At 58.5% G+C, this 24,532-nt stretch carries 23 protein-coding genes; 15 read left to right on the top strand and 8 right to left on the bottom strand.

The features are described from left to right. Positions 1–83 precede the first annotated feature (83 nt). The gene (locus DK842_RS18800; RefSeq protein ID WP_114062826.1) at positions 84–845 is read right to left on the bottom strand and encodes an endonuclease/exonuclease/phosphatase family protein; all 762 of its coding nucleotides are present in this window, start codon (positions 843–845) and stop codon (positions 84–86) included. A 970-nt stretch (positions 846–1,815) separates the two neighbouring features. Between DK842_RS18800 and DK842_RS18795 the strand changes: the two genes are divergently transcribed. The 14 genes from DK842_RS18795 (at position 1,816) to DK842_RS18740 (ending at position 17,255) form a co-directional block, all read left to right on the top strand. Then, a complete protein-coding gene (locus tag DK842_RS18795; RefSeq protein WP_114062825.1) occupies positions 1,816–2,277 on the top strand; it encodes an RICIN domain-containing protein in 462 nt (153 codons plus the stop codon). A gap of 204 nt (positions 2,278–2,481) precedes the next feature. Then, on the top strand, positions 2,482–2,907 hold the full coding sequence (locus DK842_RS18790; protein ID WP_145964088.1) for a hypothetical protein: 426 nt from the start codon (positions 2,482–2,484) through the stop codon (positions 2,905–2,907). A gap of 482 nt (positions 2,908–3,389) precedes the next feature. Next, positions 3,390–6,236 carry a ribonucleoside-diphosphate reductase subunit alpha gene (locus DK842_RS18785; RefSeq protein WP_114062823.1) on the top strand — a complete coding sequence of 949 codons (2,847 nt, stop codon included), beginning with the start codon at positions 3,390–3,392 and terminating at the stop codon, positions 6,234–6,236. 215 nt (positions 6,237–6,451) lie between these two features. Further along, complete coding sequence (locus DK842_RS18780; protein ID WP_114062822.1) at positions 6,452–6,877, top strand: nuclear transport factor 2 family protein; 426 nt, start codon at positions 6,452–6,454, stop codon at positions 6,875–6,877. A gap of 61 nt (positions 6,878–6,938) precedes the next feature. Further along, entirely contained in the window at positions 6,939–7,334 is a 396-nt protein-coding gene (locus DK842_RS18775) for a hypothetical protein (protein ID WP_114062821.1), read from the top strand. Positions 7,335–7,350: 16 nt separating this feature from the next. Then, complete coding sequence (locus DK842_RS18770; protein ID WP_114062820.1) at positions 7,351–7,566, top strand: hypothetical protein; 216 nt, start codon at positions 7,351–7,353, stop codon at positions 7,564–7,566. 48 nt (positions 7,567–7,614) lie between these two features. Beyond that, positions 7,615–8,697: a ribonucleotide-diphosphate reductase subunit beta gene (locus DK842_RS18765; RefSeq protein WP_114062819.1), complete on the top strand. Its 1,083-nt coding sequence runs from the start codon at positions 7,615–7,617 to the stop codon at positions 8,695–8,697. 97 nt (positions 8,698–8,794) lie between these two features. After that, a complete protein-coding gene (locus DK842_RS18760) occupies positions 8,795–9,946 on the top strand; it encodes an AAA family ATPase (protein ID WP_114062818.1) in 1,152 nt (383 codons plus the stop codon). Positions 9,947–9,949: 3 nt separating this feature from the next. Then, complete coding sequence (locus DK842_RS23125; protein WP_145964087.1) at positions 9,950–10,393, top strand: hypothetical protein; 444 nt, start codon at positions 9,950–9,952, stop codon at positions 10,391–10,393. Positions 10,394–10,621: 228 nt separating this feature from the next. Next, positions 10,622–11,424 (top strand): IS5 family transposase gene (locus DK842_RS18755; RefSeq protein ID WP_114062817.1). Its coding sequence is split into 2 segments (ribosomal slippage): positions 10,622–10,949 and positions 10,949–11,424, totalling 804 coding nucleotides; the frame shifts between segments, so codons are not numbered across the junction. Positions 11,425–12,159: 735 nt separating this feature from the next. Then, positions 12,160–12,996: a hypothetical protein gene (locus tag DK842_RS23120; RefSeq protein WP_145964086.1), complete on the top strand. Its 837-nt coding sequence runs from the start codon at positions 12,160–12,162 to the stop codon at positions 12,994–12,996. A gap of 300 nt (positions 12,997–13,296) precedes the next feature. Continuing rightward, a protein-coding gene (locus tag DK842_RS18750) for an IS5 family transposase (RefSeq protein WP_114060661.1) occupies positions 13,297–14,099 on the top strand; the annotation gives its coding sequence in 2 pieces (ribosomal slippage) (positions 13,297–13,624 and positions 13,624–14,099; 804 coding nt in all). Between the two features lie 528 nt (positions 14,100–14,627). Further along, positions 14,628–15,296, top strand: a complete 669-nt coding sequence (locus DK842_RS18745) for a BRO-N domain-containing protein (RefSeq protein ID WP_114062816.1) — start codon at positions 14,628–14,630, stop codon at positions 15,294–15,296. A 534-nt stretch (positions 15,297–15,830) separates the two neighbouring features. Continuing rightward, complete coding sequence (locus DK842_RS18740; RefSeq protein WP_114062815.1) at positions 15,831–17,255, top strand: hypothetical protein; 1,425 nt, start codon at positions 15,831–15,833, stop codon at positions 17,253–17,255. 297 nt (positions 17,256–17,552) lie between these two features. Here DK842_RS18740 and DK842_RS18735 read toward each other — a convergent pair whose 3' ends face one another. Together DK842_RS18735 and DK842_RS18730 are read right to left on the bottom strand one after the other, a co-directional pair. Next, positions 17,553–17,741, bottom strand: coding sequence for a hypothetical protein (locus DK842_RS18735; protein WP_145964085.1), 189 nt, complete (start codon positions 17,739–17,741; stop codon positions 17,553–17,555). 131 nt (positions 17,742–17,872) lie between these two features. Further along, on the bottom strand, positions 17,873–18,337 hold the full coding sequence (locus DK842_RS18730) for a MarR family winged helix-turn-helix transcriptional regulator (protein WP_114062813.1): 465 nt from the start codon (positions 18,335–18,337) through the stop codon (positions 17,873–17,875). A 154-nt stretch (positions 18,338–18,491) separates the two neighbouring features. On the opposite strand from DK842_RS18730, the gene DK842_RS18725 reads away from it, so the two are divergent. Continuing rightward, complete coding sequence (locus DK842_RS18725) at positions 18,492–18,950, top strand: hypothetical protein (RefSeq protein ID WP_114063810.1); 459 nt, start codon at positions 18,492–18,494, stop codon at positions 18,948–18,950. A gap of 34 nt (positions 18,951–18,984) precedes the next feature. On the opposite strand, the gene DK842_RS18720 is transcribed toward DK842_RS18725, so the two are convergent. From DK842_RS18720 to DK842_RS18705, 5 genes are all read right to left on the bottom strand, one after another. Next, complete coding sequence (locus DK842_RS18720; protein ID WP_114062812.1) at positions 18,985–20,607, bottom strand: SulP family inorganic anion transporter; 1,623 nt, start codon at positions 20,605–20,607, stop codon at positions 18,985–18,987. Between the two features lie 40 nt (positions 20,608–20,647). Then, entirely contained in the window at positions 20,648–21,298 is a 651-nt protein-coding gene (locus tag DK842_RS18715) for a carbonic anhydrase (RefSeq protein ID WP_114062811.1), read from the bottom strand. Positions 21,299–21,448: 150 nt separating this feature from the next. Next, complete coding sequence (locus tag DK842_RS18710) at positions 21,449–22,735, bottom strand: CitMHS family transporter (RefSeq protein WP_114062810.1); 1,287 nt, start codon at positions 22,733–22,735, stop codon at positions 21,449–21,451. A 119-nt stretch (positions 22,736–22,854) separates the two neighbouring features. Then, positions 22,855–23,178, bottom strand: a complete 324-nt coding sequence (locus DK842_RS23115) for a hypothetical protein (RefSeq protein WP_145964084.1) — start codon at positions 23,176–23,178, stop codon at positions 22,855–22,857. 146 nt (positions 23,179–23,324) lie between these two features. Beyond that, positions 23,325–24,521, bottom strand: a complete 1,197-nt coding sequence (locus DK842_RS18705) for an MFS transporter (RefSeq protein ID WP_168191716.1) — start codon at positions 24,519–24,521, stop codon at positions 23,325–23,327. Positions 24,522–24,532: the final 11 nt, after the last annotated feature.

Below are 24,532 nucleotides of genomic sequence, written 5' to 3'. Positions count from 1 at the left end.
TTTGAAAAAATATAAGCAATCGTCTCGTTATTGCGAAAAATTCTTTGCAATATAATTCCAGGAAATTTTTATATTCCTCCTGGTTATGGCCACCGCCACAACGGCCGGATCTCCGCGCACAGCGGCAAATGGTCAGACAAGCCGGACCATGGCCGGCCGCCTAGCACCCTGGCCGACTCCACCTTCAAGCCGCGCACGTAGATGCGGTCCAACGCCAGCATCGGCATCCGCGCCGGAAAGCTTTGCGCATGGCGTCCATGCAGCGTCAGGAACGCCTCCTCCAAGCCCAGCTCCTGCCGCAGCAACGCGCTGGCCTCGCAGCGCCAGTCGTTGAAGTCCCCGGCCAGGATCAAAGGCAGATGGTCCGCTATGCCCTGCCGCACATAATCGGCCAAGCCGCGGTATTGCCTGCGCCGATCGAAGGCCAGCAAATTGAAATGGCCGCACAGCGCCACCACCGGCTGTGGCCAGCCATCCGGCTGCAACAGGCATTGCAGCACGCCCCTGCTTTCGAAACGATTGACCGAAATATCGCGATTGCACCACTCTCGAACGTGAAACCGCGTCAGCAAGGCATTGCCATGGTGACCATGGCCATAACTGGCATTCAGCCCGTACACCGCGCGATGCGCCAGCCGTCCCGCCAAATAGTGGTGCTGCGGCTGAGCGGGCCAGATCTGATGGCGCAAAGCCCGCTCCAGATTTTTGCCCTGCACCTCCTGCAGAAACAGCATGTCCGGCGACAGCTCAGCCAAAGCCTCGGCCATCCCGCCCACCCGCACATGCCGGTTCAGCGGGGACATGCCCTTGTGGATGTTATAAGTGCATATCGTGATACTTTTCATATGAATATCAACGACTTACGTTTCAAGTTATCAAATAAAACATTAATAAAAATGGCAATTTCCAACCCTTAAAAATCAAGCGCTTACGCATCAATTTCGGAAATTATTTAGCATAAATGATCGCATTGCTCGCCACCCCGCGCCAAGCTTCTGTATCTAACTGTAGCCCCCATCTGCAAATGTACTTGCTTAAACTAAAATGAAGAGAAACAGATGCATTGGGATCGGGGAGTTCGCATGCAGGTTCGTGTTCGGCAGCTTCTGGCCGAGGCGCCCCCCATGGTCGGCATACACGCTGCTAGCCATCCATGAGCAACTGACCTCTCTCTCGTCGGCAAACGAGCTCGCTCACTGGCTTGAAGGGCTTCGAGAAGGTATGCCGCACTTACCTCCACTCCTTCTCGCCCTCGCCGGCCGCGGCCCTTACATTTCTAGGCTTCAACGTATCATTTACAACGAGTGGTCCAATCATTGGATCGAACGTTTTGACGATCCCGCATTCCGTTCAGCAGATCCCATCCTAACCGGCCCCGTGCGGAATCCAGTCATCTGGTCCCATGAAATCGCTAAGATCCGCCCGCCCATCAACGGCGGAATGGCGCCTGAAGATCACGACCCATTCAATGGCTTTAGAATAAAAAACAACCAGCGTTCAATTAACCGCCGAGCTTTTGCAAGCGTCCACCGGTGTCGGCGGCACGGCGTGCGAAATCCATGGACAGCGCCAAGGCGCGCTCTGAGACCCCATCCGCGCCAGCGGGGAGACCATGGCCGCCTCAGCCCCGAGAGTGGCTCGGCGCTCCAGCCCCTGCTGATCTCTCCCCTTCGATCGGCATGCGGATGCCCTTCCGCCGCCCAGTCTGCCAATTCAAAGATAAGCATTAAAACTTAAGCATTTCTTCAGATAGATAAAAGCGAACAGTTAACTATCCTTGCTATGGGCATATGCTCACAAGTCAAGGAGTAAGTCATGGAACAGCGTTACGTCATCCGTTCCACTCAAGACAACCGCTACTGCATCGGCGTTATCGACGACACCAATGGCGGCAAAGTCGTGCTGGCCAAGTATGAAAGGGGCGGCACCACCCGCACCCGCTGGACGCTCGACACCTTCACCGGCCTCATCCGGCTGGCCTCGTCGGAACAGCTGGTGCTGGACGCCACGCCCCAGTCGCAAGGCACCCAGCTGACCGTCACCAACTACCAGTTCGGCAAGAAGAGCCAAACCTGGGACTGGGTGAAGAAGCCGCAAACCATCATCAACAGCGGCAACGGCATGGTGGTGGACAACCAGGGCGCAGTCGTGGAGCTGGGCAACCCCATCATCCTGTGGACCGACCACAATGGCTCGAATCAGCACTGGGAATTCCAGGTGGTGGAGGTGGCGCTGTTCAAGACCGTAGCCGAGGAAGAGGCCGCTGGAGCAAAATAATATCGACCGCCCGCACCCCTCGCGTCCCGCGAACCGTGGCGGGCACATCCAGCACGCGCAGGAAACCTGCGTTACCCGACGCGCCGAAACACGAACCCGTTTGCGTAGCACGCCGCCTGTTGCCCCGCTGAAAACCAGCAGCGGCGGACACATTTTCATGGCCGGCGACGCCATTCGCTTCCATGCGCGGAATGCCCGGCGCGGATGCACGACACCCTGGAGCGGCGGCCTGTCCGCCGCTCCACGCCGTTTCAGGAGAGCCCGATGGCCAACACCATCCACATTACCGCCAGCGACAACCAAGTCATCCTCACCGCTTACGTCTGGGGCAACAGCTACCAGATCGCCGACATCAAGAGCGGCAACAGCAATCCGGTCAACGTCACCATCAATCTCAAACAAGGCCAGTACACCGGACCGCTGAGCCTGGACGGCGTGGACACGCCGCTGTCCGGCACCTACAACGTGTACCTGGCGCCGGGCCAGTACACGCTGGTGGGCACCGGCATCAACTGGGGCGGCCCTCAGTCCTTCGCCGTCAGTCTGAACGGCGCGGCGCTGAAAACCCAGTACAGCAACCCGGAGGAAGGCGTGGTCTGGGCATCCGTCCCCACCAAGCTGCAGCAGTAATGCGCCGCTCGCGGCGGCGCGCCGCCGCGTTCGCCAGCCGCCTCGCCCTCGCGGGGCATTTCCGCTCCCCGCCGCCCCGCCGGCCATTTTCACGTCAGGGTCGTAGCAGCCACGCAACAGTGCATGTCTACAACATCTAGTGCCTATTCAATCACGGGCAACCGCTGCTAGCGTATGCGGCGTTTCAAGCCATTTTCTGACAGCCGCATCCCGTCGCCATTTCGCCCGCCAAAAATTTTCCATTCCCGCAAAGCCAATAACGGCGCGGCTTTCCGCTTGCGCTGCCAGATTTCCAGCCAAAGTCAAGACTTGAACTACGTCACCCCGACCACTAGAATTTGGGCAGATTTGACGGTGCTGACGGTATATATTGTGTTTACCCACAGCCCGCACACAGCTTTTCAACAGAATTGTCCACAAGCCGACCTGCCCTTCAAGAAAGCAGCGCGGCCGGACGTAAACTTCTCTTTATCGAGGGATACATGCAACTGACCACCTTTGAAGGGCAAACCGCCGCGGAACTCGGCCGCGCAGCAGCGCCGCAAGCCGATTTCAGCCTGTACAAGACCATCCGACGCAATGGCGCGGTGGTGCCGTTCGAACCCGTCAAGATCTCCATCGCCATGACCAAGGCCTTCCTGGCCGTGATGGGGCATCAAGGCGCCACCTCCGCCAGCATTCGCGACAAGGTGGCCCAACTGACCGAACAGGTGGTCAACGCGCTGATGCGCCGCAAGCCGGAAGGCGGCGCCATCCATATCGAAGACATCCAGGATCAGGTTGAGCTGTCGCTGATGCGATTCGGCGAGCACGACGTGGCCCGCGCCTACGTGCTGTACCGCGAACAGCGCTCGCAAGAGCGCGCCGCCCGCGGCGAAGCGCTGACCAGCGTGCAGATCAACGTGCTGCGCAAGGACGGCCGCAAGCTGCCGCTGGACGTGGCCCGCCTGCGCGCCAACATCGAAGCCGCCAGCAAGAACCTGGCCGGCATCGACGTGGACGCCATCCTGGCCGAGACCCTGAAGAACATCTACGATGGCGTGCCGGAAGAAGAAGTGGGCAAGTCCGCCATCCTGGCCGCCCGCTCCATGATCGAGCAAGACCCGGCCTACGATTACGTGACCGCCCGCCTGCTGATGGGCAACATCCGTCTGGAAATCCTGGGCGAAGCCGTGAGCCAGGACGAAATGGGCAAGCAATACGCGCCCTACTTCGCCGACTACATCAAAAAGGGCATCGCCGCCGAGCTGCTGGACGAAAAGCTGGCCGAATACGACCTGAAAAAGCTGGGCGCGGCGCTGGACGCCGAACGCGACCTGCAATTCGGCTACCTGGGCCTGCAAACCCTGTACGATCGCTACTTCCTGCACGTGGACGGCGCCCGCATCGAAATGCCGCAGGCTTTCTACATGCGCGTCGCCATGGGCCTGGCGCTGAACGAAGTGAACCGCGAAGACCGCGCCATCGAGTTCTACAACGTGCTGTCCAGCTTCGACTTCATGTCGTCCACCCCGACGCTGTTCAACTCCGGCACCCGCCGCAGCCAGCTGTCCAGCTGCTACCTGACCACCATCGCCGATGACCTGGACGGCATCTACGAAGGCATCAAGGAAAACGCGCTGCTGTCCAAGTTCGCCGGCGGCCTGGGCAACGACTGGACCCCGGTGCGCGCCATGGGCTCGCACATCAAGGGCACCAACGGCAAATCGCAAGGCGTGGTGCCGTTCCTGAAAGTGGTGAACGACACCGCCGTGGCGGTGAACCAGGGCGGCAAGCGCAAGGGCGCCGTCTGCGCCTACCTGGAAACCTGGCACGCCGACATCGAGGAATTCCTCGAGCTGCGCAAGAACACCGGCGACGACCGCCGCCGCACCCACGACATGAACACCGCCAACTGGATTCCGGACCTGTTCATGAAGCGCGTGATGGAAGGCGGCGACTGGAGCCTGTTCTCCCCGTCCGAAACCCCGGACCTGCACGACCTGTACGGCCAGGCATTCGAAAAGGCCTACACCGCCTACGAAGCCAAGGCCGCCCGCGGCGAGCTGAAGGTGCACAAGCGCATCCCGGCCCTGAGCCTGTGGCGCAAGATGCTGACCATGCTGTTCGAAACCGGCCACCCGTGGGTCACCTTCAAGGACCCGTGCAACATCCGCAGCCCGCAGCAGCACATGGGCGTGGTTCACAGCTCCAACCTGTGCACCGAGATCACGCTGAACACCAATGACGACGAAATCGCCGTCTGCAACCTGGGTTCCGTGAATCTGTCCGCGCACCTGAAGGCTGACGGCAGCATGGACGCCGACAAGCTGCAGCGCACCATCCGCACCGCGCTACGCATGCTGGACAACGTGATCGACATCAACTTCTACCCGGTGAAGAAGGCGCGCAACTCCAACCTGAAGCACCGCCCGGTAGGCATGGGCGTGATGGGCTTCCAGGACTGCCTGCACATCAAGCGCGTGCCGTACGGCTCCAACGCCGCCGTGGAATTCGCCGACGAATCCATGGAAATGGTGGCTTACTTCGCCTACCTGGCCTCCACCGAGCTGGCCGAAGAGCGCGGCCGCTACCCGTCGTACAGCGGCAGCCTGTGGGACCGCGGCGTGCTGCCGCACGACAGCATCAACCTGCTGGCGGCCGAGCGCGGCGGCTACCTGGAAGTGGACCGCACCGAACGCATGGACTGGAACAAGCTGCGCGACCGCATCAAGCAGCACGGCATGCGCAACAGCAACTGCCTGGCCATCGCCCCGACCGCGACCATCGCCAACATCATCGGCGTGTCCGCATCCATCGAGCCGACCTACCAGAACCTGTTCGTCAAATCCAACCTGTCCGGCGAATTCACCGTCACCAACGAATACCTGGTGCGCGATCTGAAAGCCGCCGGCCTGTGGGACGAAGTGATGGTGGCCGACCTGAAATACTTCGACGGCAGCCTGGGCCAGATCGACCGCGTGCCGGCCGAACTGAAAGCCATCTACGCCACCGCTTTCGAAGTGGACCCGAAATGGCTGGTGGAAGCGGCTTCCCGCCGCCAGAAGTGGATCGACCAGGCGCAGTCGCTGAACCTGTACATGGCCGGCGCTTCCGGCAAGAAACTGGACGAGCTGTACAAGCACGCCTGGCTGCGCGGTCTGAAGACCACCTACTACCTGCGCACCCTGGCCGCCACCAGCGCCGAGAAGTCCACCGGCCGCGGCGGCGAGCTGAACGCCGTGTCCAGCCAGGCGCAAACCGCGCCGACAGCCGCGGTGGACAACACCCCGGCCACCGACGCCAAGTTCTGCAGCATCGACAACCCCGATTGCGAATCCTGCCAGTAAGGCGGATTTCGTAGGGCGGAACACCCCGCAAGGGGCGTTCCGCCGAATGGCAAAACCTCTCGCGAGGTTAAGCCAGACTGGGAGGCGCAAGCCTCCCCATCCTCAAGCCGCTTGGCCTTCAGGCGGTTTCGGGATGCAAGCCCCGGCCCCGCTCTGATTGCGGCGGGCTGGAAAAATGCCGCGCCCCGACGCAAAGACGAGACGAAAGCCCCGCCATGAGCCTGGAAGCATTTTTCGAGCAATACCGGCAAAGCTATTCGCAGCTGGACGTGGATGCCGTGATGTCGCGCTTCACCGTGCCCTTCACCGCCATCCACCACGGCGACCTGGCCTGCTGGACCGACGCCCTCTCGCTGCGCGCCACCACCTCGGCCCTGCTGGAATGGTATCGCGCCCAGGGCTTCGCCGAGGCCAGCCTCCAACTGGAGAGCGTGCTGCCGCTGGGCGAAGACGCCGCCTGCGCCGCCGTGGCCTGGACCGTGGCGCGCCACGGCCAGCCGCCGTGGCGCTACCGCACCGGCTACCACCTGAAAAAGGTGAATGGCGAATGGAAAATCTACGGCCTGGTGCAATACGACACCGCGCCGGAGCAGCAAGCGATGGCCCCGCCATCGCAACCGCCGCAAGCCGTCACCGGCTAGCACGCAAGGCGTCGACGGGCTCGCCCGCCGGCAAGGCAACAGGCAGCGCACGGAGGATCAGATGCAGACATTTGAAAACATCGGCATTACCGGCTTCTGCGAAGAAAAATCGCACAACCCGGACAAGCAATTCCTGCTGTTCAACATGTATCTGCAACTGAACGCCGCGCCGCCAAACGAGTGGAAAGACTTCTTCAACGAAGCCCGCCGCCTGCCGCGCGCCCAGCTGTGGCGCAAGGCCTGGATAGAGGGCGACACCCTGGTGGTGTACTGCCAGCCGGAAGAGCTGCAGCAGGAAATCGAGACGCTGAAAGAAGACCTGACCGACGCCAACCGCCAGTATCGCCAGCTGCAGGCCTTGCGCGCCCAACGGCGGCGGCAGCAGGAGCAGATGGACCAGGAAGAAGCCTGTGAACGCCGGCTGATCCGCCAACTGGCCCAGCAATTGCGCTTCTAAAACCGCGGGAGACGCCATGAGCACCACCGCCTATTACCTGCTGCGCAGAAGCGTGAGCGGCCGCAAGCCGCTGCTGGCCGACGCCGGCGCCCACGCCCTCCGCGTGCAGGCCGCGCCGCCGGACAACGCCCCGGCCGCGCCGGGCAGCATAGAAATCACCCGGCAAAGCCAGCTGCAGCCCGCTCAGGCCATGCAGGCGCCGCAACCGGAAAAAGCCGTAAAAACCGCATAAGCAAACCGCCGCGCTCCGGCGCGGCAAAACCAAGAATCAGGAGCACCCATGCTGAATTTCGAAGACGCCGTCCCCGCCCCGTCCGCCGCCCCCTCCTCCATGGACGCCCATGGCAGCGGCCGCGTAAACGTGGTGGACAAGAAGGTGATCAACGGCACAACCGACGTCAACCAGCTGGTACCGTTCAAGCACAAATGGGCTTGGGAAAAGTACCTGGCGCAGTGCGCCAACCACTGGATGCCGCAGGAAGTGAACATGCAGCGCGACATCGAACAATGGAAAACCGGCCAGCTGACCGAAGACGAAATGCGCGTCGTGAAGCGCAACCTGGGCTTCTTCGTCACCGCCGACTCCCTGGCCGCCAACAACATCGTGCTGGGCACCTACCGCCAGATCACCAGCCCGGAATGCCGCCAGTTCCTGCTGCGCCAGGCCTTTGACGAAGCCATCCACACCCACGCCTACCAGTACATCGTGGAAAGCCTGGGCCTGGACGAAGGCGAAGTGTTCAACGCCTATCACGAAGTGAAGTCCATCCGCGACAAGGACGAATTCCTGATCCCGTTCATCGACGTGCTGTGCAACCCGGAATTCAAAACCGGCACCGTCGAAAACGACCAGAAGCTGCTCAAATCCCTGATCGTGTTCGCCTGCATCATGGAAGGCCTGTTCTTCTACGTCGGCTTCGTGCAGATCCTGGCTCTGGGCCGCCAGAACAAGATGACCGGCGCCGCCGAGCAGTACCAGTACATCCTGCGCGACGAGTCCATGCACTGCAACTTCGGCATCGACCTGATCAACACCATCAAGCTGGAAAACCCGCTGCTGTGGACCGACAGCTTCAAGGCCGAGATCGTGGAGCTGTTCAAGCAAGCCGTGGAGCTGGAATACGCCTACGCCGAAGACACCATGCCGCGCGGCGTGCTGGGCCTGAACGCCAGCATGTTCAAGGAATACCTGCGCTTCATCGCCAACCGCCGCATGCAGCAGATTGGCCTGGACCCGCTGTTCCCGGGCGTGAACAATCCCTTCCCGTGGATGAGCGAGATGATCGACTTGAAGAAGGAGAAGAACTTCTTCGAGACCCGCGTCACCGAGTATCAGACTGGCGGGGCGTTGAGCTGGGATTGATTTGACATAAAACGTTGACAGATATTTATGTAAAAGGCACACTAATTAAGTGTGCCTTTTTTATTTCTAAATTTTAAAATACACCAAAACTGCTATCATGCCTGCCAAATCAATCAAAATAGCGAATTTTGCCCATATAAAAGAAATAAATATCAGCTTCGGTGATTTAACAGTTATTGTTGGGCCGCAAGCATCTGGAAAAAGCCTTGCAATGCAATGGGTTAAACTGCTGGCCGATAGAAATGCCGTATGCTCAGATCTAAAGAAGTATGGGTATTATTTTGAAAAAAATAGCGAATTTTACTCTCTTTACTTCGGCGAAGGTTATGAAAGAAGCGTAACAGAAGATGTGAATATTATTTTTAATGGGGAAGATGCAAGTCCACTAGCATTACCTGAAAAAAAAGTTTTTGCAAAAAAACATAAAATTAGAGTTATACCAGCACATAGAGGGCTACTAATGGTAGATGGGTGGCCAAAGTTGTTTCAGCAGCATGCCATGGACACCCCATATGTAGCTCGTCGCTCATCTGAAGATCTGTACAACCAGCTTACGAGCATGAACACTTCAGAAACTGATGTAATTTTCCCAAGACAAAATAGACTAAAATCATCTGTCAGAGAAATCATTAATCAAGCTGTTTACCATGACTCAACATTGAATCTATCTAAACACTCCCAAAGGAAAAGATTAGAGTTAAAAATCCCAGACGGATCAGGAATCCCGTTTATGAACTGGACAGCCGGCCAACGAGAATTTACACCGTTACTTCTTTCACTTTATGACCTAATGCCGGCTGGAAAAGTAAAGAAACATGAAGACATTTGCACAATAATAATTGAAGAACCAGAAATGGGGTTGCATTCAAAAGCCATTGAATCCTTTCTTGTCCTGATTGTTGAATTAATTCATCGCGGATATAAAGTTATACTTACAACTCATAGCTCAATTTTCCTTGATTTTGCATGGGGAATATCTCAACTTAAGCTGAGTTGTGCGACTTCAGCCGACTACTGCAATGCACTTCGCATACCGATTGCAATGCAAGATTGCATAGACACTTTAAAAAAATCCAAAATCAAGATATATAATTTTGATTTCGGAAGCGATGGTCGCGTAAAGAGCCATGACATTACATCTCTTGATCCATTTGCCGTGAGCACTCATGAGAACACATGGGGTGGACTTGCTTCATATACAAAAAATATCGGGGACGCTCTGTACAAAATAAACAACAGGTGTGAATAACAAATGACTCTGAAAAATACCATGTGCCCTGAATTTGACGCGGCAATAAAAATTGGAATGAAGGCAATAAAAGACAAGAGATCAATAGAAGAAAAAAACCCAGCAAAAATCATCTACAGCATTGATCTTGATGAATTCATGAAAACCAAAGGCTACCATCAACAAAATAGATGGGACTACTTGGTTGAAATTTCAAATTCTTTGAAAGATGGCGTTCACGCCATTGAAATACACCCAACTGGTGGTGGTCAGCCACAGCTTATTATTGAAAAAAAGAGAGCTGCTATTCAACAATTAAATTCCAATGCCAAATGGGCAGGAGTGAACATTATCTCTTGGCATTGGATACTAACTAAAAATTCTAGCTACAACCCAATGGATAAATCATATCTAAAAGTCCAGGCAGAGGGAATAAAAATTGAAGGTAAGACTTTTAAAATAATATAATTATCATTAACGTGCACTCCACCGCGTACACCGGATATCGTTCGTTATACATCGAGGCGGAACGCCTCTGCGAAGTCTCTGCCCTACTGCACCTACCGCGTAGGGTGGAAGCCCCGACCCTTTCGGAGCGCTCCGCCGAACATGCAATAAAAATAGCTTGGATAAACGGGCTAAGACCCGCTAACAAAACCTCTTGATGCCAGATGCTTATGCCCTCACCTGGCGAAGATGCAACGAAAAGTCATCAGCCAGAAGCTTTGGAAGTCATTGCAGCCGCTACTCTCCCCGCCGCCGCGTTCCCACCGGGGTGGGAGGCCGCGGTTGGATGATTTTGCTGCCCTCAACGGCATCTTGTTTGTTCTCACTACCGGCATTCCTTGGGAGGACCTCCCGCAGGAACTCGGTTTTGGCAGCGGGATGACCTGCTGGCGAAGGCTGCGGGATTGGCAAGCGCAAGGCATTTGGGACCGCCTACACCTGGCTCTGCTGATACAACTGCGCCAACACGATCAAATTGATTGGAGCCGGGCCAGCATTGATGGGGCTAGCGTTGCCAGCCCCCGGGGGGCCAAGAGACCGGCCCCAACCCCACCGATCGAGGTAAATGCGGCAGCAAACGGCACATCATCGTAGATCGCCGAGGTTTGCCATTGGCGCTGAGCATTACCGGCGCCAATCGGCACGACTCCATGGTCTTCGAAACTTTGGTCGATGCGATTCCTGCCGTTCCTGGGTTGCCAGGACGGCCCAGACAAAAGCCTTACAAGCTGCATGCTGACAAAGGCTATGACTACCGCCGTTGCCGTGCACACCTGAGCCAACGCGGAATCTTGGTGCGAATCGCGCGGCGCGGGGTGGAAAGCAGCGAGAGACTAGGTCGCCACCGCTGGGTGGTAGAACGTACCCATTCTTGGCTAGCTGGCTTCGGGAAATTGCGCATCCGCTTCGAGCGGCGGCTGGATACGCATTACGCCTTGCTCAAGCTGGCTTTCTCATTGATATGTCTGCGATTTGTCGACAGGTTTTGTTAGCGGGTCTTACTACGGTCTTGCCTGTGGCACATGCGGAGGGTTAGGTAAAACAGACACGATGACTTATCGGCTTAACCATAGAACAAAGCCTGTTCTTTCATTAATATTGGTATTCATCTCCACTGTTCTAATAATGTTTTTTGGCATATTCCGTAACGAATACTTTCATGAAGTGCTAACTTTCTGCACTACCATTTTAGGCAGTGTGGTCGGCTATTATTTCTCAACAAAGGGAAATGAAGAAGGGCCATAGCACAAACAATATATATTGTTCTCCAGCTCTTAAGAGTGGCTAACAAAACCTCAGGCGGTCGCTTGTAAGTCGCTGATCTTCCATGTGCGCCACTGTGCAAAATATAGGTTTTGTTAGCGGGTCTAAATCCGCTTCGCAGATGATATTTGACATGCCAGTTCCGCCCGGCAAACGGGCAAGACGATTGCTCGGCCAATCCCCCTGACCCCAGGCTGCTCTTACAGCGCTGTGAAACCCCATCTTTCAAACCAGCCTCTGAGAGCTGCCAGAGCTACATGCATGCGAATCTTTGACTCACCCAGCAGTAGGCGCTACCGTCTCCGCGCGTCGAAGCGCCGACAGCTTATCACGAATCTGGTTCGAAACCAGGCTTGCACTGAAGGGGTTATCTGCTAACTGGTTCGATTCCAATCTTCATACTTGACAATAACAAGGTGAAGCCGCTTTGTTTAGATGCCTTACCATTCACTGGATCCAAGTTGATGAAATTGAAAAATACGGCTCTCACCTTGCTGATGCTTGCACAGTCGTTCACTCCGCTTCTGGCTGCCACAAAAGACACCTTATCGGATGTGGACAAAGCCGGAAATAAACTAAAGAACATGAGCGTAGCCCCGCAAGGCTCTCCTGAAGCATCCGTTCAAGGCTGTACATCAGATAAAGAATTTTGTAGCGAACTGATCTATCAAAAAGACAGCTCACTTCCCATTCTAAAAATCACCCAGATTCATGGAAAAGAGAGCAATGTCAGCTTTGAACTAAAAGAGCTGACATCTGAACTCATGAACACAACGCTGACCCTTTGGCCTCGCATGCTGTATTTGGCCGACACTACCCAGGGCATGATGATTGGCATTGAAGAGGACTCACATACCATGTATTCCGGCGGAGGTGCCAACTCCAGCATCCTTCACCTGTTCCATTTATATCCCAAAAATAATGAAATGAACATTCGGGAAACATTGACAGTATCCACATACGGCAGCGCTCTTATACGGGCCTGTTTTTCTGAGCGGGATTACAAACAGCGTCGCGGCGCCTGTCATGACGAATATGAATTCAAAAGCCAATTCCACCTAGATAAGCGGGTAGATGCCGGATTTCCAAAGTTGATTTTCCAAACCCACGCCACCAGTTTTCCCGGACCTGTCTCTCGACTTACCGACTCCTTGGCTAGCCTTCCACTGAAAAAGAAAGACCTAGTAAAAGTGGTAGACCCAGAATGCACTTTCCGTCGCATTTTCAGCTTTGATCTTGCAACTGGAGTCTACATCCCCAATAAAGAACTACCCACGTGTGAAAATTACACAGTGCCATAACTGCATAGCGGACCACATAGGAAGCAGACCCGTAAAATCAACGATTTTTCCTATAAAAACAACGCACAAGATGATGAAATACGCTTTATTCTCGCTAGCATGCTTTGTCACATTCCCTGTCATTGCCGGAACTGCCAGCAACCAGGATGTAGAAAAATTCGTCGAGACAGCAGACTTGTGCGATCACTTCTTGGGAGAGATCGGCGGACCGGGTTCCCCCAAGGAACAGAAACAGCTGGTCAATAAGAGCCGCTAACAAAACCTCTTGATGCCAGATGCGTATGCCCTCACCTGGCGAAGATGCAACGAAAAGTCATCAGCCAGAAGCTCTGGAAGTCATTGCAGCCGCTACTCTCTCCGCCGCCGCGTTCCCGCCGGGGTGGGAGGCCGCGGCTGGATGATTTTGCTGCCCTCAACGGCATCTTGTTTGTTCTCACTACCGGCATTCCTTGGGAGGACCTCCCGCAGGAACTCGGTTTTGGCAGCGGGATGACCTGCTGGCGAAGGCTGCGGGATTGGCAAGCGCAAGGCATTTGGGACCGCCTACACCTGGCTCTGCTGATACAACTGCGCCAACACGATCAAATTGATTGGAGCCGGGCCAGCATTGATGGGGCTAGCGTTGCCAGCCCCCGGGGGGCCAAGAGACCGGCCCCAACCCCACCGATCGAGGTAAATGCGGCAGCAAACGGCACATCATCGTAGATCGCCGAGGTTTGCCATTGGCGCTGAGCATTACCGGCGCCAATCGGCACGACTCCATGGTCTTCGAAACTTTGGTCGATGCGATTCCTGCCGTTCCTGGCTTGCCAGGACGGCCCAGACAAAAGCCTTACAAGCTGCATGCTGACAAAGGCTATGACTACCGCCGTTGTCGTGCACACCTGAGCCGACGCGGAATCTTGGTGCGAATTGCTCGGCGCGGGGTGGAAAGCAGCGAGAGACTAGGTCGCCACCGCTGGGTGGTAGAACGTACCCATTCTTGGCTAGCTGGCTTCGGCAAGTTGCGCATCCGCTTCGAACGGCGGCTGGATACGCATTACGCCTTGCTCAAGCTGGCTTTCTCATTGATATGTCTGCGATTTGTCGACAGGTTTTGTTAGCGGGTCTAAGGCGAATCGCTACTGCGATATCGCCAAGCGCCAGTTCAAGAAAGTCGATGCCAAGTACAAAGCCGATAAAGATGCCCAGGCCATCTTGGAAGACTACCGCGAGCAACTGGCGGATTAGCTGAAAAGCCCGCGATTGCGGGCTTTTTTTAGTTCAGTGCATAGTCAACTGCGAAACCTGCCCATTCGGTCTGGACAGTGAAAGCCCTGCCCCAGCCTGCTACGCGTAAAATCGCCAGATGGTGCTCAACACACCTCCGTTAGCGGTGGCCCACGCCCGAAAGCCGTGGTTGTTCAACACGCCCTTGCATTGCATCCCACTTGCGCCCTTGCGCTCGCAATGCTTGGTCGGGCAAAGCCGTTTGGAGACATCGCTATGGATGTTCGTACTGTCGTTTCTCTTTCCCCTCCCCTTATTCGCCCTCCCCGCCATTTGTCGCGTGCATCGTTGCGCCTGCGCGCCGCATATCGGCTTGCGTTTTTAGCAGCGCAGTTTGCGCGTTTGCTTGGGGAGGCCCGGCCATGAATGCAGCTATCGATCAGCAGGTAAATGCGCCGCTGCGGCTGGATTTCGCCAAGGGTTTGGCCATGAGGGTGGTGCGGCGGCCTGAGGGGTTCTGGCTGGTGGCCGCGGAGGTGGCGGCGTCCATGAAGCTGGAGGTGGAGGATTTGCTGAAGGCCTTGGGCGAGCCGCTGGGGCGGCCCTTGCGGCTGGCGGATGAGGCGGAGCCGGTGTTGTGCCTGTCCGAAGGCGAGCTGGACGAGGTGTTCCGCCGCATCAAGAAGCCCGGCGCGCGGCGGTTGCGGCGCTGGTGGCTGGAAGCAACCCGCCCAGCCTTGCTGCAGGAGGCCGGCGCGGCCAATACGGCGGACACCTTGCATCTGGCGCTGGCCCTCGCCGCGGAGGCGGCGCAGCAGGTCAGCCGCGCGGTGATGGAGGCCGTGCTGCGCGAGCCAGGCACTTGGCAGCATTCGCGCTGGGTGGTGGCGCTGGACTATGCGCCCAATAACAAGCAGCGCTGGCCGCACGGCAGGCTGATCGGCCTGAACAGCAGCGTCTCCACGCTGGAAGGCATGGCGGAGCTGATTGCCGAACCCGGCAAGATGCCCGTCACCAGCCCGGAGCTGGTCAAGCTGGCCGCGGCTTGCCATCTGCGGCTAGCTGAGCGGATGGGCAAGCTGGCGGGGTGAGGCTGCTTCCGAATACAGCCAATATGGCGGCGCTTCGCCCTCACGGGGGGATGCGCCCTACCAGCCCTTGTCTGCAAGACGCCTCCACCCAAGACCATAGCGCCTGCGCGGTTCTGTTTCCAGCGCCTCTCCCCGCCGGCGGCCCCTTCGCCGCCGGCTGATAGCCAAGCCAGCGCAAGGCCTCCATGTCAGCCGCGCTTGATTGATCGCTTCGCAAACGGCGCAAATGCGAAGCCGGCAACCCAGCGTGTTGAAATCCGCCCAGGGCGGCATTCCCGCTATTTCACGCGTCTGTGGCGCGGTCTATTGGCGTTCAGGCCAATAGACCTACCCGCAAGGCGCAGCGCAGGATAGACGCATCCAGCCTCCATAAGACATCACTGTCATTTTGTTCAGCTAACCCAACCCAACCGCTGGCTAGAATCAATGTTTGAAGTATGCGGACTGCGGCATGACCGCATGTTGTCCGCTTGCTTTTGATGGCGGCACGCCAATCCCGGCAAATCGTACGGACTCATGCAACCAGGAGATGATATGACTTGTTTGGCAGGCTGGAGCTATGGCACGGCGATCAACAATTCGCTTCTTCCCATCATTAAAACCGCGCTGGCAAGAAAATGGAGCGCCTCCGGACATAGCAATACCTGGAGCGGCAACTACGAAGGCATTCCCGTCTCCATTACCTTCAAGCCATCGCAAAGCGCGGCTTCCATTGATTCAAGCCAGGAAAACGCCTTATTTGTCACGGTTCCCTTTTCCGGAAACGCGCAGTCCACCAATGGCAGCACGGTGACATTCAGCGGCACGTTTGGCCTGGTCGTCGATCTGGATACCGTTTCCGTGCAACTATCGCCATCCAGCGCCACGCCGGACACCTGGGATGAATATCTCTACCTGACAGACAGCACGCTCACGCTTGCCGCGCCGGACATCTCCGTCAGCGACAACTACATTTATCCATTTAGCTGCATCCCATCAACCGCTACTGACACGGTTTACAACGCGCTGGTCGCCTCCTTGCAAACCGCCATTGCCGGCTTTGGCAATGACTCCCCTATTTTTCTCGGCACCCATACGCAAAGCAGCGATAGCAACGGCAAACTCTCGCCAGCCACCAAGGCCGCGCTCATGCCGATTTATACGCAGTTCATCACGCTGAATTACAACTCAAGCACTGATGCGCAACTGGCGGCGCTCAGCACGATTTCCGGCGCCACGCCGCCCACCGGCGATTGGCAGGATACCCTGATCTCGTACGGCACATTCACGCAAGCCGATGGCGTCAACACCATCATGGCCATCGCCGACGAAGCCCTGTGGTCCGTGGTCGCACAAGAAGGTCCAACCGCCATCAGCGACAAGGTAACACTCAGCTACAATGTCAGCTCCGGCAGCCCGTCCGTGCTGACCGTAACGGCCAGCCCCAATCCAAACGGTCCTTCCCCGTGGAATATCATGAGCCAGTTTGGCTGGTTGTTCAAAACGCAGACTACGCTGCCCGGCCCCGATCTGGATCTCATCCTCACCATCAGCGGCGCCTACACCGGCACCTACGAATACGACATGGCCGTTGCGCTGACAGAAAACAGCGATGGCACTCAAACCATTTCGACCACCTGGAGTTCCAACGGCGAAATCGTCACATTCAATCCCGGCGCACCCGGCCCGCTCACCGTGGAAGCCCTCATCTCCGCGACAGTGGCGGCAGCCTTTGCTTCGGTCAACCCCTACTTGCTGCTTGCCGCGCTGATCGAGGCCATTCTGGCCGCCACTTGGTATGCCATCTTGTACGAAGCGATGGAGAAAATCGGCTCCCGCACGCCTAAGGACTGGCAATCGAAGGAAATCAGCAACAAAACCTTCTCTTTCGAAAACATCACGATAGGCGCGACGCTGGAAAGCATCCAGATCAACCAAGGTTTGATCGTCGGCGCGGCGCTCACCTATAAAACGATCTGACACAGCCGGGGCGTTGTCGTCCCTAGCCTTTTCGTCCATGCGCAAGGTCTGCCGAAGCGGGCCTTGCGCATGGACGCCCGCTCTAGCGTTGGCAACATATCCAAGCCTTCGAACCGCCTTGTCAAAAGGGAATGAAAAAACAATGCCTCGCGCCTGTTACAAACCCCAAAAAGGCGGTGCATCGTCCAGCCCCCTGCCTCGACATGGGAGGGAGCCAATCACCAAGGCCGCAGGCTGACATGACGTTTGAGCACTACACGCTGTCTGACAGCGCATCGCCTGGCAGGCGACGCCCCTCTACCGGCCCTCTGGCATACGGGCAAGCAGCCAGGAAACGGCGGAAATCGCCATCCACAGCGCGCCCATGGCCGGCAAGAAATACATCGCGGCCATCTGCAGGAAAATGATGAAATACAGACACTCTCCATCCGTCGCGCGCCAACACCAGACCATGGCAAACGCCCAATAGAGCACCGCCAAGATCAAGAATATTTTTCCTTCGCTCAGCTTTATTTTCCGCATCTCGCCCAGTCCGTCCTATGGATATTCATCTCTGCCTCTCAGTTACGCCCTGCGTCTATGGCGCGGAATCGGCAAAAGCTGACGGAACGAACGGCTCAACCCGCATCTTCCGCCAACCGCGCCTGCAATATGGACAGCACCCGCCGCAGCGCGGCAATGTCCTCCAGGCCCATGCCCTCGGCCAGCCGGTTGATCCACGGCGCTTGCAGCTTCATCGCGGCGTTGTAGGCCTCCCGGCCCAGATCGGTCAGCACAATCAGCGAGGCGCGGCGATGGTGGGGATTGTCGGCGAATGCCACCCAGCCTTCCTTGGCCAGATCATTGACGATGCGCTGCACATTCTGGCGGTTGCCTCCCATGTCTCGCGCCAGCCAGGCCACCGGCTGCGGGCGCTCCGCCGCCACTATCGTGCCCAGCACCTGCCAGCGGGCGCTGGTGAGGCCCAACGGCGCCACCAATCTATCTCCCTGCGCCAGCAAGCCGTTGTTTACCCTGAACAAATCCAGCACCACATCCGACAGCGCCTCGCCCGCCGCCGTTCTTTCGTTTCGCTGTTGCATTTCCCGCACTCCGCAAATAGGCAACTCAATGTCTTTTTGACATCATGATGTCAATATGAAAACATGAGCCATGTTAGCCGATGCGGCGCGCGTTGTCTGCTCCCGCCGCCGGCTGGCGCAGCCGTTCCGTTTCATTCGCAGCAAGGATTCAAGCATGAACAAAGCCATTCTCCACGCCGTGGCCGCCACCGCCGCCACCCTGGCCATCGCCGTTTTTTGGAGCGCCACCGTCGTTTCGGAGCTGTTTCTGGACCATGCCGCGATTGCGGCCGTCAAACACGCCATCGCCTATGCCGGCGTGCCAGCCTTGGCGGCGGCCATGGCGCTGACGGGCGCCAGCGGCGCCATGCTGGCCAAGAGCCGAAAAGGCAAGCTAGTGGAAGGCAAAAAGAAGCGGATGCCGTTCATCGCCATGAACGGCTTGCTGATCATGATTCCCGCCGCGCTGTTTCTGAACCTTCGCGCGCAGGCAGGCGCATTCGACGCGGTTTTCTATGCGGTCCAGGCGCTGGAGCTGGCGGTGGGATTGGCGCAGTTGACGATGATGGGGAAAAATTTCCGCGATGGCTTGCGGCTGGCCGGCAAGCTGCGCGTCCGCCCGCAGGCGGCCTGAGCGCGGGAAGCCCGGCGCCGCCGGGCATGCCGCCTTAGCCGCCGCGCGCCGCTATCTGCTGGAAGGTTGTGAAGATTTTGTCGTCCGCCACCAGGTTCGGGATGATCTTCACTTTTTCGAACATGCCTTGCGGCTGCGGCTGCAATCCGCAAAACACCACATCTATGCCCTTGCTCTTCAGCTCGGTCACCGCGTCCTCAAACGCGTACAGGCCGCTCTGATCCATATAGGGCACGTTCTCCATCCTGAAAACCACCATCTGGACTTCCGGCAGCTCGCGGATGATCTTGTTGAAGCCAAAGGTGAAGCCAAAAAAGATGGGGCCGTCAAAATGCTGGATGTAAACCCTGCCCCCCATGGCCTCCAGCAAGGGGCGCTCGTCCGGCAGCGCGGCTTGGTCCTCGTGGATCAGCACATGCCCTTTGGCGTTTTCCTCCGCCAGATCGCCCATTTGCTTCATGAACCACAGCGCGGCCATCACCATGCCTATGCCCACCGCCTGCAGCAGGTCCACGAATACGGTCAGCAACATCACGCTCAGCATGATGGCCATGTCGGCCCTGGGAATGTGCTTGATGTCGCGCAGGCTGCGGTAGTCGATGATGCCCACGCCCACCGTCACCAGTATGCCGGCCAGCACCGCCAGCGGAATCTTGCCGGCATAGGCGCTGGCGCCGAACAGGATGATCAGCAAGACCAGGCCATGCGTCGCCCCGGACAGGCGGCTGCGGCCGCCGGATTGGATATTGACCACGGTGCGGATGGTGGCGCCCGCGCCGGGAATGCCGCCCACCAGCCCGGCCAGGGCATTGCCTATGCCCTGGCCTATCAGCTCCTTGTTGGAGTGGTGCTGGGTGCGCGTCATATTGTCCGACACCACGGAGGTGAGCAGCGAGTCTATCGCGCCCAGGCTGGCCAGCGTCAGCGCGGTGAAGATGATGATGCCCGGATCGTGCCACTTCATATCGAGCAGCGCGCTCAGATGGAAGGATGGCAGCCCTTGGGGAATATGGCCGATGGTGGGCACATCCAGCCCCAGCGCCGCCGACAGCATCGTGAAGCCAAGCAGCGCCACCAGGGTGGAGGGCACCGCCCGGGTGACTTTGGGAAACAGGTAGATGGTGGCGACGACGCCCAGCGCCAGCCCCAGCGACTGCCCGTTGACGCGCCCCAGAGCCGCCGGCAGCGCCAGCAAAATGTCCACCGTCGTTTTAGGCGAGGCCTGTCCCAGCAGAGGGAAAATCTGCAAGGCGATGATGATGACGCCGATCCCGCTCATGAAGCCGGAAATCACCGGGTAGGGCATGTACTTGATGTACTGTCCCAACCGCGCCAGCCCCATCAGCGCCTGGAACAGGCCGGCCAGCACAAAGGTCATCACAATGGCCGGCATGGCCGCCTCCAGCGAGCCGAAGTAAGCCGCTTCGGCGGAGACGATGGCCGCCGCCACCACCGTCATCGGTCCGGTAGGGCCGCTGATCTGGGTGGGGGTCCCGCCCAACAGGGCTGCCACGATGCCCAGCACGATGGCGCCGTAAAGCCCGGCCACCGCGCCCAGCCCCGACTGCACGCCGAAGGCCAGCGCCAGCGGCAAGGCGACGATGGCGGCCGTCAAGCCGCCGAACACATCGCCGGTCATGCCTTTATTCGCATTCATCCGGTGTCGAAAGCTCCAAAACCATGGGCCGCGCGCGTGGTCACCGCGCGGCCTTGCCCTTCAGCGACACGAACTCCCGCGCGTCCGGATCGTAATATTCCAGCGCGCCGGTTTCGATGTCGTACATCCAGCCGTGCAGGTGCAGCGCGCCCTGGTCCACCTTTTCCTTCACGTAGGGGTAGGTCAGCAGGTTCTGGATTTGCGACACCACGGACAACTTTTCCGTCAGCGAATACAGCTGATTCTTGTCCGCCCCTTCGCCCAGCGTCTTCAGCGCGATGTCCTTGGCCTGGAAGCCAAGCGTCAGCCACTTGCGGGTGTGAATGAATTTCTTGGCGTCTATCGGGTTGTACAAGGCGGCGATGGCCCCGCAATGGGTGTGCCCGCAGATGATGATTTCCGAAACATTCAGCGCGTTCACCGCGTATTCGATGCCGGCGGCGGTGGCATGGTAGTCCTCGTCCGGCTTGTACGGCGCCACGAAGTTGCCGACATTGCGCAGCACGAACAGCTGCCCGGGCGGGGTATTGGTGAACAGCGACGGGACCACCCGCGAATCCGCGCAGCCGATGTACAGCGCCTTGGGGTGCTGCCCGTTCTCCACCAGGTCCTGCAATTGCTCTTCGTGCTTCTTGAAATAGCTTTGCTGGAACATCTCGTTGCCCAGCATCAGGCTGCTCACCTTCCTCATGTCGCGTCTCCCGTCGAACCGCCTCCCTCGCGTTCGCGCCGGCAACCCTGGCGGGCCGCGGGAAATGAAGCAACAAGGACTATCCAGGCAAGTTCATTAGGTATAGCAGCCTGCGGCCGGGAACCAAGCCCGGCCGAAAGCTCCCAGCGGCTAGGCCGGCGCCATCAAACCCAGGCCGAAACCCACGCCCATCAGCGCCAGCGAAAACAGCCACATGGTCAGCAGCGAATGGCGGATGTGCCGCCCCATGTCCAGCCCGGCCAGGCCCAGGCCCAGCCACAGCGCAGGCGAGAACGGACTGACGAAAGTGCCTATCACATTGCCTATCATCAGCGCGTAGATGGCCGCCGGCGCTTCCACGCCGTAGCCGGACACGATTTCCAGAATGACCGGCAGCAAGGCGAAGTAATAGGCGTCCGTGCTCAGCACCAGGTCCAGCGGCAGGCCGAACACGCCCAGGATCAAATGCAGATGCGGCGCGGCGCCCTCCGGCAGCACATGCACCAGGTCGCCGGCTATCGCCTTGAGCATGCCGCTGCCGTTCAATACCCCCAGGAAGGTGCCTGCGCCCAGAATGATGGCGCCCATCAGCAGCGCGTTGGGCGCATGCTCGCGGATGCGCGCCAGTTGATCGTCCACATCGGGGTAGTTGATCACCAGCGCCACGCCCAGGCCTATCATGAACACGTAGCCGGAAGGCAGAATGCCGGAAACCAGCGTGCCGATCACCGCCAAGAACAGCGCGGCGTTGACGAAGAAACGCTTGGGCAAACCGGCGCCGTCATCCTCGTCCGCCGTCTCCGGCGCAACTGCCGCTTGCCCGCGCAAACGCCTGGCCTCCAGCATTCCCAGTCCGAAAGCCAGCGCCACCAGCAGCGCCGCGCCTATCAGTTGCAGCGGTATCAGCGGCTGCCACAGCTTGGCCGGGTCCAGGTCCGTCACCGCCGCGGCGCGGCCCAGCGGTCCGGCCCACGGCATCATGTTGAGAATGCCAGCGCCCAGCGCCAGCAACAGCATCATCAGATAAGGGTTCATGCCCAGCCGGCGGTACAGCGGCAGCAGCGTGGGCACGGTCAACAAGAAAGTGGTGGCGCCCACGCCGTCCAGGTGGGCCAGCATGCCCACCACCGCCGTGCACACCGCCACCGTCACGGCGTTGCCGCCCGACACCCGCACCATGCCGTTCACGATGGGCCGAAACACGCCGGTGTCCTGCATCACGCCGAAAAAGGTGATGGCGAAGATGAACATGGTGGCGACCTGGACCACGGAACTGAGCCCGCTGCCGTAAAACTTGCCGATGTCGGCAAAGCCGAAGCCCGCCAGCAAAGCGCCTAGAAAGGGAACCAGGGTGAGACAGACCACGGGGGCGAGTTTGCGCAGTATCAGCAGCGATACCACGGTGACGATGATGGCAAGTCCTGCAAAGGTAAGCATCTATTTCTCCAGTGCGGAATCCGGGCGCCGCCCCTGATTTGGATCCCAACTTCGCCGTCTTGGAGAAATGCTGTGACTCAGGTGTTGTAAGCGATGAATTTGCGGCCCCCGGCCCCCATTCAAAAAGAGAGCCGCGGGCAAAACGCCTGGACAGGGTTTGCCAACGGCTCTCGAACGAGAAACGCCAAGTTACCGCCCTCTTCTCCGCGCTGTCCACCCATGCGCCGCGCCGAGCCGGCTTCATCTTTTCCAGGCGAAAACCGGATCGAAAAAATGGAATACGCCTCAGCCCGCCGCGCCATGCGGAGGATTTTTTCCTTCATGTAAACGCGCGCGCCGACAATGCCTCCGCCAAGCGGCCATTCCGCGGAGACGCATGCGCTGCGACAGCTGCTTTTGTAAACAAAGATGCCGCTGTCGAAACGCGCCCCTCGAAAATCCATTGGCATTTATCCCGCCTCGCCGCTAGCCTTCGCCCCCGTGCCCGCCCCGCCTTTCCGGATCAAAAATGCCAAAGAAATGGCAATGGGCGTGTTTTTTCAACAACACATCTATCATGCCGGCACGCCCGGACGCGCTGGCGAAACGATCACGCCCGTTCGGGACCTGCCGGCATCGGCCGAAACCCCAACAGGGAAGTCGCGATCTGCGCCAGCAACAGCAGACACAACAACACGGCGGCGTTTTGCCAGTTGCCATCATCCGCCGCGCCGCCCAGAGCCGCTATCATCAGCGTCGCGCCGATATTGCCCACCAGCCAGAAAATAGCGGTCGCCATGCCGGAGCGCCGCCGGCCAGCGATGCAGGCTACCCTCCCCAACAGCAAAGGCAGCGGCGATAGCAACGCCGCTCCGATGATCAGCCCGGCAAACGCCAGCAATGGAAACCAGCCGCTGTAAAACAGGCACAACGTGCCCAATCCGGCAGCCAGCGCGGCACCCGAAAGCACGCGCCCGGCAGCGGCTCCGGCTCGAATCAAGGCCATGATCAGCGCCGCGCCCGCCATTCCGCCAGCCAGCATGAAAACCACCACCAGTCCCGATGTCTGCGCATCCACGCCTCGACGTGCCAGAATCGGCTCCAGCCAGGTGGTGATGGCGGAAAAATAGCCATTGGTCAGAAAAATCATCAGCAACACCGCCATGAAGGACGGCGTGCGGATGAGAGCCAGACTATCTGTCCACAAGGCGCGGCCAATCGGCTCATGCCCGGCATCCAGGCCGGCAGGCAAGTGGTCGCGCGGCACATACGCGAAGGTCAGGATGGCTATCGCTCCGAACAAAACGACATCCAGCCACAAAGAACCGGCCACATGTCCCGGCTCCGTTAACGGTACCAGCACGAAAGCGGCGCCGATTCCCAGGAAAATGACCATGCTGGACAAGGCAGACACTCTGTCGCGCTCGCTGGGCGAAAACCAGACCAGCATCAGCTTCACCAGCAAAGACATGGTCAAAGGCTGGACAAAGCCGAACAGCAGTTGGCCAGCCAGCAAAAACGCGTACTGCGGCCGCGCCACGCGGATAAACGCCGCCAACAGCATGGCGGCGGCAGTCATCCTCAAGCAGGCGCGTACCGACAACCGGTCCACCATGCCGCCGCCGGGCAAGGCCAAGGGCAAGGCCAGCGCGGTGACAGCCAGCGACAACGCGCCCACCTGGCCGTAGCTAATGCCGTAACCGGACGCCACCAGGTCGGTAATGGGGGCGAAACGCATCCACTGGAATTGCGTCATCGCCAGCATGGCGGAGTAGATGCACAAAATGCGATAGCGGATTGGAATCATGTATCGGCTTC

This window comes from Chromobacterium phragmitis (assembly GCF_003325475.1).
Classification (GTDB): Bacteria; Pseudomonadota; Gammaproteobacteria; order Burkholderiales; family Chromobacteriaceae; genus Chromobacterium; species Chromobacterium phragmitis.
Note: the sequence above shows the minus strand (reverse complement) of the source record. Positions and strands in the feature narration are given on the sequence as shown.

Bases quoted from the DNA above. Each gene is read 5' to 3' on its own strand.
- DK842_RS18800 (WP_114062826.1), bottom strand. From the start codon at position 845: ATGAAAAGTATCACGATATGCACTTATAACATCCACAAGGGCATGTCC.
- DK842_RS18795 (WP_114062825.1), top strand. From the start codon at position 1,816: ATGGAACAGCGTTACGTCATCCGTTCCACTCAAGACAACCGCTACTGC.
- DK842_RS18790 (WP_145964088.1), top strand. From the start codon at position 2,482: ATGCACGACACCCTGGAGCGGCGGCCTGTCCGCCGCTCCACGCCGTTT.
- DK842_RS18785 (WP_114062823.1), top strand. From the start codon at position 3,390: ATGCAACTGACCACCTTTGAAGGGCAAACCGCCGCGGAACTCGGCCGC.
- DK842_RS18780 (WP_114062822.1), top strand. From the start codon at position 6,452: ATGAGCCTGGAAGCATTTTTCGAGCAATACCGGCAAAGCTATTCGCAG.
- DK842_RS18775 (WP_114062821.1), top strand. From the start codon at position 6,939: ATGCAGACATTTGAAAACATCGGCATTACCGGCTTCTGCGAAGAAAAA.
- DK842_RS18770 (WP_114062820.1), top strand. From the start codon at position 7,351: ATGAGCACCACCGCCTATTACCTGCTGCGCAGAAGCGTGAGCGGCCGC.
- DK842_RS18765 (WP_114062819.1), top strand. From the start codon at position 7,615: ATGCTGAATTTCGAAGACGCCGTCCCCGCCCCGTCCGCCGCCCCCTCC.
- DK842_RS18760 (WP_114062818.1), top strand. From the start codon at position 8,795: ATGCCTGCCAAATCAATCAAAATAGCGAATTTTGCCCATATAAAAGAA.
- DK842_RS23125 (WP_145964087.1), top strand. From the start codon at position 9,950: ATGACTCTGAAAAATACCATGTGCCCTGAATTTGACGCGGCAATAAAA.
- DK842_RS23120 (WP_145964086.1), top strand. From the start codon at position 12,160: ATGAAATTGAAAAATACGGCTCTCACCTTGCTGATGCTTGCACAGTCG.
- DK842_RS18745 (WP_114062816.1), top strand. From the start codon at position 14,628: ATGAATGCAGCTATCGATCAGCAGGTAAATGCGCCGCTGCGGCTGGAT.
- DK842_RS18740 (WP_114062815.1), top strand. From the start codon at position 15,831: ATGACTTGTTTGGCAGGCTGGAGCTATGGCACGGCGATCAACAATTCG.
- DK842_RS18730 (WP_114062813.1), bottom strand. From the start codon at position 18,337: ATGCAACAGCGAAACGAAAGAACGGCGGCGGGCGAGGCGCTGTCGGAT.
- DK842_RS18725 (WP_114063810.1), top strand. From the start codon at position 18,492: ATGAACAAAGCCATTCTCCACGCCGTGGCCGCCACCGCCGCCACCCTG.
- DK842_RS18720 (WP_114062812.1), bottom strand. From the start codon at position 20,607: ATGAATGCGAATAAAGGCATGACCGGCGATGTGTTCGGCGGCTTGACG.
- DK842_RS18715 (WP_114062811.1), bottom strand. From the start codon at position 21,298: ATGAGGAAGGTGAGCAGCCTGATGCTGGGCAACGAGATGTTCCAGCAA.
- DK842_RS18710 (WP_114062810.1), bottom strand. From the start codon at position 22,735: ATGCTTACCTTTGCAGGACTTGCCATCATCGTCACCGTGGTATCGCTG.
- DK842_RS23115 (WP_145964084.1), bottom strand. From the start codon at position 23,178: ATGGATTTTCGAGGGGCGCGTTTCGACAGCGGCATCTTTGTTTACAAA.
- DK842_RS18705 (WP_168191716.1), bottom strand. From the start codon at position 24,521: ATGATTCCAATCCGCTATCGCATTTTGTGCATCTACTCCGCCATGCTG.